Source organism: Nannocystis sp., assembly GCF_016714285.1.
Classification (GTDB): Bacteria; Myxococcota_A; Polyangia; order Nannocystales; family Nannocystaceae; genus Nannocystis.
Window position 1 is genome coordinate 679,294 of sequence record NZ_JADJNN010000001.1, and the last position, 13,252, is coordinate 692,545.

A 13,252-nucleotide genomic window follows, 5' to 3' on the forward strand; every position below is an offset into this window, starting at 1 on the left:
CCCGTATCTTACCCCGACTCGCCCCACCGGAGACGACCAAAACAAACGGCCGACCATTGCGGTCGGCCGTCGGCTGCCTGCCTGCCACGCTGTCAGGCGATCATCTCAGGCGATCATCTCAGGTCAGGCGACGCTGTACTTGGTCCCGCGAGCCTTGCCGGACCAGGTGATCCGACCGGCCTCGATGAGGCGAGCCAGGCCTGCGCGAGCCTGCAGGCTGGTGCCGCCGGCGACCGCGATGAGGGCCCCGGCGCCAGCCGGACCGCCGGCGTCCTTGACCGCCAGGAACAGCGCCTCGTCGTACGCGGCGCGGCCCTCGGCCGTGCGGGTGTTGACCGCCTTGGCCTTGCCACGGCGGGCCTTGGCGCCCTTCTCGGGCGGGGCCGCCTCGGGCGGGGCCGCCTCGACCTTGGCCGCGCGGACCTTGCTGGCGGTCTTCGCCTTGCGACCGACGGGACCACCGGCCTTGGCCTTGGGGCCGCCCTTGCTGGCGGGCGCTGTGGGCCGCGCGGCGCCACCACCGGACCCGAGGAGGTCGGCGATGGTGATCTCGCTGAAGAGTCGGCCGAGGCCGCCCTTGCTGAGTTTGTGGATCTCGCCGAGGGTGAGCTCCGGGGAGCCGCGCAGCGACTCGATCAGAATGCGGCGCTCATTTTCGGCGATGGCAGCTTTGAACGTAGACTCGAACTTCGACATGCGCGACAAGCTAACACACTTTATGCAAAGTCAAGCATACGATCGAAGACGAACGTAGATAAATAATGACGGGGTCGCGGCGGGAGCCGATGGCCCGTGATGGCCAGTGATCGGCCATGAGCCGGGGCCGGCCGAGGCCGGCTGTCATCACATCGACCGACGATACTCGCCGCCGACCTCGAAGAGGGCGCGGGAGATCTGACCAAGCGAACAGACCCGGGCCGTCGCCATCAGCTCCTCGAAGATGTTGCCGCCGGCCAGGGCGACCCGCTTCAGCGCCGCCAGAGCCGGCCCGGCCGCATCGGCGTGGCGGGCCTGGAAATCGCGGAGGCGGGCGATCTGGGCGTTCTTCTCGCCGCTGTCGGCCCGCGTCAGGGCCAGGCCCGCGGTCTCCTGCTCGCCGGTCATGTCCGGGTTACGGAAGGTGTTGACCCCGACGATCGGCAGCTCGCCCGAGTGCTTGAGGTGCTCGTACTTGAGGCTCTCATCCTGGATCTTGCCGCGCTGATATTGCCGCTCCATCGCCCCGAGCACCCCGCCGCGCTCGTCGAGGCGCAGGAACTCGGCGAGCACCGCCTCCTCGACCAGCTCGGTCAGCTGCTCGACGATGTGGCTGCCCTGCAGCATGTTGTCGGTCTTCGCCAGGCCCTGCTCCTTGGTGATGATCAGCTGGATCGCCATGGCCCGGCGCACGCTGCCCGCGGTCGGCGTCGTGATCGCCTCGTCGTAGGCGTTGGTGTGCAGCGAGTTGCAATGGTCGTAGTAGGCGAACAGCGCCTGCAGCGTGGTGCGGATGTCGTTGAAGTCGATCTCCATCGCGTGCAGCGAGCGGCCGCTGGTCTGGATGTGGTACTTCAGCTTCTGGCTGCGCTCGTCGGCGTGATAGAGGTCGCGCATCGCCACCGCCCAGATGCGCCGGGCCACGCGACCGATCACCGTGTACTCGCTGTCGAGGCCGTTGGAGAAGAAGAAGCTGAGGTTCGGCGCGAAGGCGTCGACCGCGAGGCCGCGGGCCCGGTAGTACTCGACGAAGGTGAAGCCGTTGGCCAGCGTGAACGCCAGCTGCGAGATCGGGTTCGCCCCGGCCTCGGCGATGTGATAGCCGCTGATCGACACCGAGTAATAGTTCCGGACCTGCTTGCGGATGAAGTACTCCTGGATGTCGCCCATCATCCGCAACGCGAACTCGATCGAGAAGATGCAGGTGTTCTGGGCCTGATCCTCCTTCAAGATGTCGGCCTGGACCGTGCCGCGCACCACCTTCAGGGTGCGCTCGCGGACCGCCGCGCGCTCGCCTTCCGTCAATGCTCCGCCCTTGTCCGCCTCGGCGCGGGCCACCTGTTGATCGATCGCCGTGTTCATGAAGAAGGCGAGGATGATCGGCGCCGGCCCGTTGATGGTCATGCTGACGCTGGTCGACGGGTCGCACAGATCAAAGCCAGCATAGAGGTCGCGCGCGTCCTCGAGGGTGCATACGCTGACGCCGCTCTCGCCGATCTTGCCGAAGATATCGGGCCTCTCGTCGGGGTCACAGCCGTAGAGGGTCACCGAATCAAAGGCGGTCGACAGCCGCTTGGCCGGCTCGCCCGCCGAGAGGTAGTGAAAGCGCTCGTTGGTGCGGGCGGGCCCGCCCTCGCCGGCGAACATGCGCTTCGGATCCTCGCCCTCGCGCTTGAACGGGAACACGCCGGCCGTGAAGGGGAAGTGGCCGGGCAGGTGCTCGAGCATTGCGAAGCGGACCAGCGCCCCGGGCTCGTCGTCCTGCGGCACCGCGACCCGCGGCTGGCGCGTGCCCGAGAGCGTGACGACGTGCGTGGGATAGCGGACCTCGCTGCCGCGGATCTTGATCACGTACTCCTCCTCGGCGTACGCGGCGCGCAGGCGCGGCAGCTCGATCAGCGCCCGGCGAGCGTCGGCGTCGAGGCGCGCGTCGGCCCGCTCGATCGCCCGATCGAGGGCCGCGTCGATGACCGCCCCGTCGCCGCCCGCCTCGCCCGCGAGCAGGCGCTTGCTGGTGCGCAGCGCCTGCAGCTCGCGGGCCCGCTCGGCCTGCGCGTGGGCGCGGGCCTTGTAGTCGTGCAAGGTGCGGACAATCTCCGCGAGATAACGCGTGCGCTCCGGCGGGATCAGATCGCGGGTGTCCGACGCGACCGCCCGCTGCTCCACCGGAATGCGACACACCCAGGGCGCGCGCGAGTGCCGGCCGAGGTCGTCGCAGACCGCCGCATAGAGGCCATTCACGCCGCTGTCATGAAAGCGGCTGGCGACCGTACCGAACACCGGCAGCGCCTCGTCGGGCACGCTGTACGCGATCTCGCGGTTGCGCCGGACCTGCTTGCGAACGTCACGGAGCGCGTCCTTGCTGCCCTTGTGCTCGAACTTGTTGATCGCCACCAGCTGCGCGAGGTCCAGCATCTCGATCTTCTCGAGCTGGCTCGGCGCGCCGTACTCGGCGGTCATCACATACAGGCAGAGGTCGGCGAGGCGCGTGATCTCGGCGTCGCCCTGGCCGATGCCCGAGGTCTCGACGATCACCAGATCGTAGCCGCTGGCCTGGATCAGGCGGACGACGTCATCGGTGGCCCGCGACAGCTCGACCCCGGCCTGCCGGGTCGCCAGGCTGCGCATGTACGCGTTGGGGTGGCGCAGCGCGTTCATGCGGATGCGGTCGCCGAGCAGCGCCCCGCCGGTGCGCCGCCGCGTCGGATCGACCGACACCACGGCGATGTGACGATCGGGGTGGTCGCGCAGCAGGCGACTGAGCAGCTCGTCGGTCAATGAGCTCTTGCCGGCGCCGCCGGTGCCGGTGATGCCGAGCACCGGCACGCCCGCGACCGGGACCGCCTGCAGCGCGTCACGCAGCGGATCGGCGCCCTCGGGCAGGGCCTCGATCGCGGTGATCAGGCGGGCCAGGCGGCTCTTGTGATCGGTCCGCTCGCGCGCCCGCGGCTGCGTCAACCAGGCCAGCTCGGCCAGTGGATCGGCGGGCAGCGTCGAGAAGTCCGAGCCGCGCAGGATCATGTCGATCATGCCCTGCAGCCCGTGGCGACGGCCGTCCTCGGGGCTGAAGATGCGCTGGATGCCGTAGGCGTGCAGCGCCTCGATCTCCCGCGGCACGATCACCCCGCCGCCGCCGCCCCAGATCGTGATGTGCCCGGCGCCCTTCTGGCGCAGCAGGTCGTGCATGTATTCGAAGTATTCGACGTGCCCGCCCTGATAGGAGCTGAGCGCGATCGCCTGCGCGTCCTCCTGGATCGCCGCGTCGACCACCTCCTCGGCGCCGCGGTTGTGCCCGAGGTGGATGACCTCGGCGCCGGAGGCCTGCAGCACGCGCCGCATCACGCCGATCGCCGCGTCGTGGCCGTCGAAGAGGGCCGCGGCGGTGACGACGCGGATCTTGTGGTGGGCGCGATAGCGCGGCGCGGGGGCGGCCTGGGCCGGCTGGACGGGGCTCTGAGCATTCAGATCGGCGCTGGGCATCGTTCTGTCCACAGTAGGCCGCCGCGCGGGATCCCTGCGCCGGGTTTTTTTGCCTCCCGCCGCGGCTTGCCTCACAATGCCGGAGGTATGACACCCGACCACAGCGGCACCGATCGGCCCACCCGGGCCGGACGATCCGTTGCAGGCGGCCCCGGCCGGGGTTTTCGCCACGTCTGCGCCGCCCTCGCCGTCCTGGTCCTGCTCGGGCCCACCCGCGCGGAGGCCGCCAGCGGCCGACCCCGACTCGGCTGGTCGAGCGCCCCGCGCTGGCGCCTGCCGAGCGCCCGCCCGCCCGAGTGCCCGCGGGGCTACGCGCACGAGCGCGGCAGGTCCTTGGTACAGGTCCGAAAGGCCAGGTGCCTCGGGACAGGTCCCGAGAGCCAGGTCCGAAGGGCCAGCTCGCGGCCGCTGCCCGGGGTGCGCGACGATCCTGACCCGCGGCCGCCTGCGCGCGACGATCCGCGGCCCTTGCCCGGCGTGCGCGACCTCCCGAGTGGGCGCGACCTGCCGAGTGGGCGCGACCTGCCGAGTGGGCTGCCGCTCGCCCGCCACGACCCGCGGCCTGGCAGCGGGCGCGTGCCGACGATCGACCCGGGCCCCGACGCCACGGCGCTGATGCGGCTCGATGCCAGCGCTTGCCTCGCCCGCCTCGACGCGCTCGAGGTCCCGTACGTGAGGGTCGAGCGGGCGCAGGCGCCAGAGGTGGCGATCCCTGTGCGCTTGACCGGCGCGGTGGCCGGGGTCGACTTCACGATCCCGTGGTCCGACGATCCTGGCCGCGACCCGCACGCGATCTGGGACTGTCGCCTGGTCGCGGCGATCGTGCCGGTTGCGGAATTCCTCCACGCGCACGGCGTCACCGAGGTCCAGTATTTCTCGGCGCTGCGACGGGGAAAGATCGTTCGCGACAAACCCCGCAGCCAGCACAACGTCGGGCTCGCGCTCGACCTGCTCGGCGTCCGCGGGCCGGCGATGCCGCTCGCCACCGTCGAGCAGACCTTCGCGCGCGGCCGGCTGCGAGCCTGCCCGGCCGACCCCGGCCGGTCCGGCCCGCTCGGTGCTCCGGTGCCCGTCGGGGCCGCGGCGGCCGACCTCTTCTTCGCGTTGGTCTGCCAGGCCCACGCGCGGGGGCTTTTCCACACGATCTTGACCCCCGATCACGATCGGGCGCACCACAACCACCTGCATCTCGATCTCAAGCCGGGGCAGACCAGCCCGACCGACCCGTTCATCAGCTACGACAAATAACGCCCGCGAAACGCCCCTGTGCGGCCCATTTGCGCCCGCCGCCAAGCTCGGGCAAGGTCCGCTCCGCCGCCAGATGCGAGGCCCCACAGCGGCCCCGCAGAGGATGGCGGCCCGTGGTGCGGCCCGCGGCAAACCGATACACTCGCCCGACCCCTTGCCCTGACGTGCCGATGCCCCCCAACTCGCCCCGAGGCCGCCCCGCGAAAGTCGAGCCCAAGCGCGAGGCGCCCAGCAGCGCCTCGTCGTCCTCGCTCGAGGTGACCTTCAACGAGGACATCGGCAGATCGATCGGCGGCAACGGCCGCTATCGCATCCAGGATGTCATCGGCGAGGGCGGCATGGGCGTGGTCTACGAGGCCCACGACGTCCAGGTCGACCGCCAGGTGGCGATCAAGCTGGTGCGCCGCGAGTGCCTCACGGACAGCAAGTTCGTGACCCGCTTCCGCCGCGAGCTCGAGGTCACCTCGCAGCTGCGCCACCCGTCGACGATCCGCGTGTACGAGCACGGCGAGACCGACGACGGCCGGCCCTACATGGTGATGGAGCTGCTGACCGGGCAGAGCCTGGCCGAGCGGCTCGAGCAGGGCCGCGTGCCCGAGTTCCAGGCCCTGCAGTTCGCGCGGCAGATCGCCGAGAGCCTCAGCGAGGCGCACGAGCACGGCATCTTTCACCGCGACCTCAAGCCCGACAACATCTTCATCGAGACCGTCGGCGTCACCACGGTGATCAAGGTCCTCGACTTCGGCATCGCCGGCGGCGTCGATGCGCTCAAGCTGACGCGCGCGGGCGAGGTGTTCGGCACGCCGCAATACATGAGCCCGGAGCAGTGCAACGGCACCGACCTGGACCACCGCACCGATATCTACTCGCTCGGCTGCATCCTCTACGAGATGCTCGAGGGCAAGCCGCCGTTCTCGGCCGAGAGCCCGATGGCGACGATGCTCAAGCACGTGCGCGCCAAGGTCCCGACCCCGCGACACGCCAGCCCGGCCACGGTGAAGCTGCTCCAGCTGGCCCTTCGTAAGGACCGCAGCAAGCGGATCCAGTCGGCGGGGCGCTTCGCGGAGCTCATCGGTCAGGCGCTCGGGGCGGTCCGCGCCGCCGAGGAGGGCCGCTCGATCCCCGAGCTGAGCGGCGCCCTCGCGGCCACCGCCGTGCACACCGGGGCCTTCGCGCCGATCACCACCGGCTCGGGGCAGGCCGCCCCCCGCCCCACCCTGCACCCCGGCCAGCGGGCTGCGCCGAGCAAGCTCCCGCTGCTGCTGATGGGCCTCGGCGTGTTCGGCCTGGTCGTCACGATCGTGATGCTGCTGAGCTCGGACAACAACGAGGTCGTCGCGGAGGACAGCAAGGCGGCGGACACCAAGGCGCCGATCAGCGAGGTCGGCCTGCCGATGAACCGCGCCGTGATCCGCAGCAACGTCGAGGCGGCGCACGTGCAAGTCGACGGCAAGGCGGTGTGCACGACTCCCTGTGAGATCACGGTCCCGGTCGGCGACAACAAGGTCCACGAGATCCGGCTGTCCAAGCCGGGCTACAACGACGTCTCGCAGCAGTGGCGCCCGCTGACCGTCACCGACCAGATGCCCGCGTTCCAGGATCTGCGGCCGAGCGCCAGCACGATCGAGGTCAAGGGCACCGGCAAAAAGCGCGGCGGCTGAGCCGTTATCGCTGCTGGCCCCCGATTGGCCTCACATTGGCCGCCGATCGGGCCTTGTTTGCGCGTGCGCGTTTTGCCAAGCTGGGCCCCCCATGGCCGCCCAGCAAGACGACGACTTTGCGCAGATGTTTGAAGCCACCGCCGCCAACACGGCGAAGAACGGGGCGCGACGCGTGCGACCCGGGCAGATGGTCGAAGGCGTCGTCGCCGAGATCGGCAGCGACAGCGTGTTCGTCGACATCGGCGCCAAGGCCGAGGCCCGCATCGAGCGCGAGCAGGTCACCGACAAGGAGGGCAAGCTCAAGGTCAAGGTCGGCGACAAGCTGCGCGCCACGGTGGCGTCCGCCGGCCGCGACGGCATCCTCCTGGTCGTGCAGCTCGGCAGGGGCGGCGTCGACACCCAGGTCCTCGAGCTCGCCCAGCAGAGCGGCGTGCCGATCGAGGGCACCGTCAGCAAGGCCGTGAAGGCCGGCCTCGAGGTCGAGATCGGGGGCGTACGCGCGTTCTGCCCCGCCTCGCAGATCGACATCGGCTTCGTCCAGGAGCTCGAGAACTTCGTCGGCCAGAAGTACTTCTTCAAGGTGATGGAGGTCCGCGACAACGGCCGCAGCGTGATCGTCTCGCGCAAGGCGGTGATGAAGGACGAGCGCGAGAACCAGGCCCGGGCGGTGCGCGAGCGCCTCGTCGTTGGCGCCGAGCTCGACGGCATCGTGCAGTCGATCCAGCCCTACGGCGCCTTCATCGACCTCGGCGGCATCGAGGGTTTGGTCCACATCTCTGAGCTCGGGCACGGCCGCGTCGATCGTGTCGAGGACGTGATCAAGGTCGGCGAGGCGGTCAAGGTGCGGGTCGTCGCGCTCGACCCGCGCGGCACCGGCGGCGACCTCAAGATCAGCCTGTCGATGAAGTCCGCGGATCAGCCGGAGCAGACCAGCGTCTCGGCCGACACCATGCTCACCGGCAAGGTCGCAGAGGTCGCGCAATTCGGCGTGTTCGTCGACACCGAGCAGGGCCGCGGCCTGGTGCCCACCAACGAGCTCGGCATCCCCCACGGCGCCGACCCCAAGCGCAGCTTCCCGATCGGCAAGGAGGTCGAGGTCGTCGTGCTCAGCCGCGATCACAAGACCGGCAAGCTGCGGCTCAGCATCAAGGGCGTCGCCGCGGCCGAGGAGCGCAGCAACTACAAGAGCTTCGCCCAGCAGAACAAGAAGTCCGGCAAGGGCATGGGCAGCCTCGGCGAGCTGCTCAAGGGCCTCGAGGTGAAGCTGCCCCCGGCGCCCCGCGGCGCCCCAGCGGCGAACCCGGGGAATTCGCAGAGCCCGGCGAATGCGTCGTCGCGCGACGATGGTCGCCGGCGTCGCGTGTGAACGTCGCCGGGAGCTGGCGCGTCAGCTCTTCTTGCGCGGCGGTACGCCGGCGCGTGTCGGCGCGCCGGGAGCTGGCGCGTCAGCTCTTCTTGCGTGGCGCCGTCACTTGTGAGCGTCGCGCCGGGAGCTGGCGCGTCAGCTCTTCTTGCGCGGCGGTACGCCGTCACCGCGCGGGGGTTCGCTCGCGGGCTCGCCTGGACGCGACGCGGGGCCCGGGCGCAGGAAGCTGAAGGGCAGCGTGGGCGCGCCGGCCTTGGCCTTGGGCTCGCGTGAGGCGCCCTCCTCGGGATGCACGACGGGATGCGCAGCGGTCGGGGCCGCGGCGCGTGCGGCGGACTCGACCGGACTGTCCCTTGGGACAGGTGATGGTTCGGCCGAGATCGTCGGGTGGGCGGCGGTTCGGGCTGCGGCTGCGGCGTTCGGGTGCACCGGGCCTGCGACAGGTACGGCGACCGCGGCGGCTGGCGCTGCGGCGGCGGGTTTCGCTGGTGCCGTGACGGCCGGCGCTGCTGCTGTGGCGGGCTTCGCGGTCGCGGCGACCGGCGCTGCTGCGGGTGCTGCTGCGGGTGCTGCTGTGGCGGGCTTCGCGGTCGCGGCGACCGGCGCTGCTGTGGCGGGCTTCGCGGTCGCCACTGGCGCTGTTGCGGGTTTCGGCTCCGCGGCGGCTGGCGTGGCTGCGGTGGGCTTCGTGGTCGTGGCGGCTGGCGCGGCTGCGACGGTTGGAGCTGTTGCCGCTGCTGCTGGCGTGGCGGCACCGCTCGATGACTGCGTCGCACTCGGGGCTGCGTGCGGCGCTGCGGGCCCTGCCGGCGAGCGTTGCTGCGGGGCCTCGACCTTGACGGGCTCACTCACGGCTGGCCGCGCCGCGCCTCGTGCTGGCAGACCCGCGATGCCCGGTGCGGGTGCCGGGCTGCGCGCGGGGTCGGGAGCGTTCGCCGTCACGACACGCTGCGGCTCGACGGGCCCGCCCGGACTCGCGGGAGCTCGGGGCGTCACAACGGTCCGTGACGGCGGAGCCGCAAACAGCCCGGCTCGCGCCTGCGCAGCTGCGGGCACAGGCGTTGGCTCGTTGGCCGGGTCGGGCCTGACGACCACCGCCGTCGGCTCCGGCTTCACGGCGGCTGGCTTCACCTCGGGCTTCGCCCCCGGCCTCGCCGCCTCGGCCGATGCCTTCAACTCGGGCTTCACCTCGGGCGTGACCGGCTTCGCCGCTGGCACCGCGGCTCTCGCTTCTGGTGGTGCTTGCCTCGCCTCGGGCTGCGCCGCCACCTTCGTCGGCTCAGGCGTGGGCTCGGGCTTCGCCGCGGCTGGCCTTGCATCTGGCTTGATCGCCTCCGGGCGACGCGGCGGCGGTGTCGGCGGACGCAGCGAATCGGCGGCCGGTGGACGCGGCGGCGGTGTCGGTGTCGGACGCGACACCGGCGGGATCGTCTTCGGCCGCAAGGTGTCGTGAAGGGTCGCGCCTGGACGCACGGGCTCGGGTGCTCGCGGAGCAGGCCCACTCCGCATCGCGTTCGGCGGGGCTGGTGGTGCCGGCGCGGCGCCAACTCGCGTGATCTCACCGGGTCCGCGCGAGCCCAGCTCTCCGGACACGGGCGCGAGAGCCGTCGGCACCGCGGCGACGCGGGTGATGTCGTCGTCACGAGGCGACGGTCGTTGGGCGTCGCCCCGCGGCTGCGGCTGGATCGGCTTCGAGGTCGCGCCGCCGAGGGTCGGGTACGACGCCGTGGCCGCGGTCCGCCTGTCCTCCGGGACAGGTTGACTCGCGGCCACCGGCCGACCCGCGGCCGCCTCCCGGCGCGAACGACTGTCCTCGAGGCCACCGCTCGCCCGGGCCGCCTGCTCGCCCGACGGCACCGCCGAGAAGGTGTTTGTCGCGCGCCGGTCCTCCGCGCCTGCCGGCGAACGCCGGTCCTCCGCGACGGCCGGGAACGTGCCGGTCGAGCGCCTGTCTTCCGCGCCAGCCGGGACGCTGCCGGCTGAACGCCTGTCCTCTGCGACAGCCACGAAGCTCCCGGTGGCTCGGTCGGCGCGCACCGGTGCCGGCGTGGTGTGGTCGGCCAGGGCCTCTGCGATCGGGCCCGGACGGGCGCGGTGGGTGTGGTCGATCGTCACCTCGATGATCGAGTCCTCGACCTCGACGTCGATGTCGGCGGTGCCCGACTCGCTGGGCCCCGGTACCACGCGGGCCTGGACCGGACTCGGTGCCGGACGCGGCGTGGGCTCGTCGAGGCGAACGTCGGCGCCGGCCTTGCGAGCGTCGAGGATCCGTCGCAGCTCGGCCCGGCCCTCTTTGGTGAGCAGCGTCCGCGAGCGCCGGCCACGTGCCTCGGGACGCGGGGCGGTCTCCAGATCGACGTCGAGGTCGACCTCGTCCGGATCGTCGAGCGGGAGGTTCTTGGGCCGCGTCGACAGGGCCACCGGATCGGTCTTGGGCCGCTGCTGCTGCGGCGGGGCCACCGGCCCAGCACCGCTGCGCACCGCGGGCAGATCGTGGCCCGTGCGGTGCCGCATCGGCGGCGGCAGACCGTGCGGCGGGCGGGTGAACATCCCGGTCATCTCGTCGTCGGCGTTGGCCTGCGCCTCGGCCTCCTCGCGCAGCTGGGCCATCACGTCCTGCACGACGACCCGCATCACGTTGCAGCTGGGCCAGCGGTTCTCCGGATCGAAGGCGAGGGCCCGGTCGACCAGCTCGATCACCTGACGTGGCAGATGCGGAACGACGCTGGCGATCGAGCGCGGCGGCTTGCGGGCCACGGCCATCAGGCGATCGATGACCGGCCCGGTCGACGGGTGCACCGTCTCGCCCGAGAGCGCCCGAAACATGGTCGCGGCGATCGACCACATGTCGCTGCGTGCGTCGAGGTTCTGGTTGTCGGCCCGCGCCTGCTCGGGGGCGATGTACGAGACCGTGCCGAAGACGATGCCGTCGCTCTGGTCCATCGCCTCGGCCGACAGCTCGCGGACGCGGGCGAGGCCGAAGTCGAGGAGCTTCACGGCGCCGTCACGGGTGAGGTAGATGTTCGCGGGCTTGATGTCGCGGTGCAGGATGCCCTTGGGGTGGGCGCACGCGAGCACCTCGAGCAACGCATCGGTGAGCTCGAGCACCTCCATGGGGCTCATCACCCCCACTCGCTCGAGGCGGCCCTCGAGCGACTCACCGTCCAGCAGCTCCATCACGAGGTAGACCTCGCCGTCCTCGGTGGCGTCGTCATCGAGGACCAGCACGGCGTTGCGATGTCCGACCTTGTTGGCCGCGTAGCCCTCGGCGAGGAAGCGTCGTCTCGCCTGTTCGTTGCGCGTGTACTGCGAGTGCAGCATCTTGATCGCCGCACGCGCGCCGTTGCGGTGGGTGCTCGCGTAGACCGCCGCCATCCCACCGATGGCGATCAGCGAGTCCAGGTGCCACTTGTTGCGTAGCCACCGGCCGACGCGCCCCTGGGCCTCGGTCATGAACCGTGTGCTGCTGCCGCCCGCCGCCAAACTTGAGCCAGGATCACGACTGGGGCCGTGGGGTGTCAAGCACGGCCTGTCGCATCGCGGCGACACTCGTGCGCGACACGGCGACCCGCGCGCCCGCGCGACGTACTCGCACCGCTCTCGCGCACCGCATTCGCGCGCTCGATCCCTCGCGCCGCGCCGCCGAACCGGGTCACGTGGGCACGGGCGCGGTGTTACTCGCACCTACATTTCGTCGAGTTTTTCGCCCTGGAGCGCGTGCACTGTAGCCTGCGCGGGTGCAGTCGCAGGCAACCCGCCCGACCCTCACGTGGTCGCGTGACGATGTTCTCGCGGCCCCTGGCGCCCGCGTCGTGGGCGAACCGGGCACGCAGGTCGGCGACGGCCGCTATGAGGTCCTGCGTCTGGTCGGCGCCGGCGGGATGGGCCAGGTCTACCAGGCCCACGATCGCGTCCTCGAGCGGCATGTGGCCCTCAAGGTCATGCGCCCCGACGTGCCCGCTGGCGAACGCCGCCGCTTCCGCCGTGAGGCCCTGCTCGGGGCTCGCCTGCTGCATCCGAGCCTCGTGCGGGTCTACGACATGGGCTGCGGCGCCGACGGCGAGGCGGCCTGGATGGCGATGGAGTATTTGCCCGGCACCGACGCCCTGCGCCTGCTCGAGGGCTCTCGCGCGCGCGGGCAGGCGCTGCCGTGGGCCGCGCTGCGACGCGTGCTCGGTCAGGTGCTCGCGGCGCTGCAGTACTGCCACGACTGTCGGGTGGTCCACCGCGACGTGAAGCCGGCCAACATGTTCGTCACCCGCGACCCCAACACCCGCTACCTGACGACCAAGTTGCTCGACCTCGGCATCGCCCTCGACCTCGACGGACCCGACGCGGTCCGGGTCCCGGGGGCCAAGCTCGAGGTGCTCTGCGGAGACCCGAACTACATGGCGCCGGAGCAGACGGTCGCTGGCGCGGCGGTCGACGCTCGCGCGGATCTCTACGCCGTGGGGATGAGCCTGTACGAACTGTGTACTGGCACCCTGCCCTTCGAGGACCTCGTGGACGCGCCGCTGGCCAGCTTGCTGGCGGCCCAACGCGAGGCCGACCCGGGCCCGCCGAGCGCCCGGATGGCCAGCGATACCCCGCCCGAGCTGGCGCAGCGCGTCGATCGTCTGGTCGCCCGTGCCTGCGCCAAGCGGCCGTCAGCACGCTTCCAGAGCGCCGCCGACATGATCGCCGCCCTCGACGCGCCGCTCCACGAAATCTGAGGTCCCGCTGCGGGTTGCGCGCGACCAGGACCCCCCTCCCCTTGATGCACGTGCAAGCACTGCATCGATCGTGAAGGAAAGTCGCGAGG

At 71.3% G+C, this 13,252-nt stretch carries 7 protein-coding genes; 4 read left to right on the plus strand and 3 right to left on the minus strand.

What is annotated here, in order from left to right; all coding sequences use genetic code 11:
• Positions 1–123 precede the first annotated feature (123 nt).
• Together IPJ59_RS02785 and icmF are read right to left on the minus strand one after the other, a co-directional pair.
• Positions 124–696: a hypothetical protein gene (locus IPJ59_RS02785; protein WP_293254604.1), complete on the minus strand. Its 573-nt coding sequence runs from the start codon at positions 694–696 to the stop codon at positions 124–126.
• 147 nt (positions 697–843) lie between these two features.
• Positions 844–4,176, minus strand: coding sequence for a fused isobutyryl-CoA mutase/GTPase IcmF (gene icmF, locus IPJ59_RS02790; RefSeq protein ID WP_293269623.1), 3,333 nt, complete (start codon positions 4,174–4,176; stop codon positions 844–846).
• 87 nt (positions 4,177–4,263) lie between these two features.
• Here icmF and IPJ59_RS02795 point away from each other — a divergent pair, with 87 nt between their 5' ends.
• The 3 genes from IPJ59_RS02795 to IPJ59_RS02805 all read left to right on the plus strand — a co-directional run bounded on the left by IPJ59_RS02795 (position 4,264) and on the right by IPJ59_RS02805 (position 8,451).
• Entirely contained in the window at positions 4,264–5,424 is a 1,161-nt protein-coding gene (locus IPJ59_RS02795; RefSeq protein ID WP_293269624.1) for an extensin family protein, read from the plus strand.
• 170 nt (positions 5,425–5,594) lie between these two features.
• Positions 5,595–7,085 (plus strand): serine/threonine-protein kinase, encoded by a 1,491-nt coding sequence (locus IPJ59_RS02800; RefSeq protein ID WP_293269870.1) that lies wholly within the window; start codon positions 5,595–5,597, stop codon positions 7,083–7,085.
• A gap of 91 nt (positions 7,086–7,176) precedes the next feature.
• Positions 7,177–8,451, plus strand: coding sequence for a 30S ribosomal protein S1 (locus IPJ59_RS02805; protein ID WP_293254613.1), 1,275 nt, complete (start codon positions 7,177–7,179; stop codon positions 8,449–8,451).
• Positions 8,452–8,586: 135 nt separating this feature from the next.
• Here IPJ59_RS02805 and IPJ59_RS02810 read toward each other — a convergent pair whose 3' ends face one another.
• On the minus strand, positions 8,587–11,904 hold the full coding sequence (locus IPJ59_RS02810; protein ID WP_293269625.1) for a serine/threonine-protein kinase: 3,318 nt from the start codon (positions 11,902–11,904) through the stop codon (positions 8,587–8,589).
• Positions 11,905–12,188: 284 nt separating this feature from the next.
• Between IPJ59_RS02810 and IPJ59_RS02815 the strand changes: the two genes are divergently transcribed.
• Positions 12,189–13,163, plus strand: coding sequence for a serine/threonine-protein kinase (locus IPJ59_RS02815; RefSeq protein ID WP_293254619.1), 975 nt, complete (start codon positions 12,189–12,191; stop codon positions 13,161–13,163).
• Positions 13,164–13,252 lie beyond the last annotated feature (89 nt).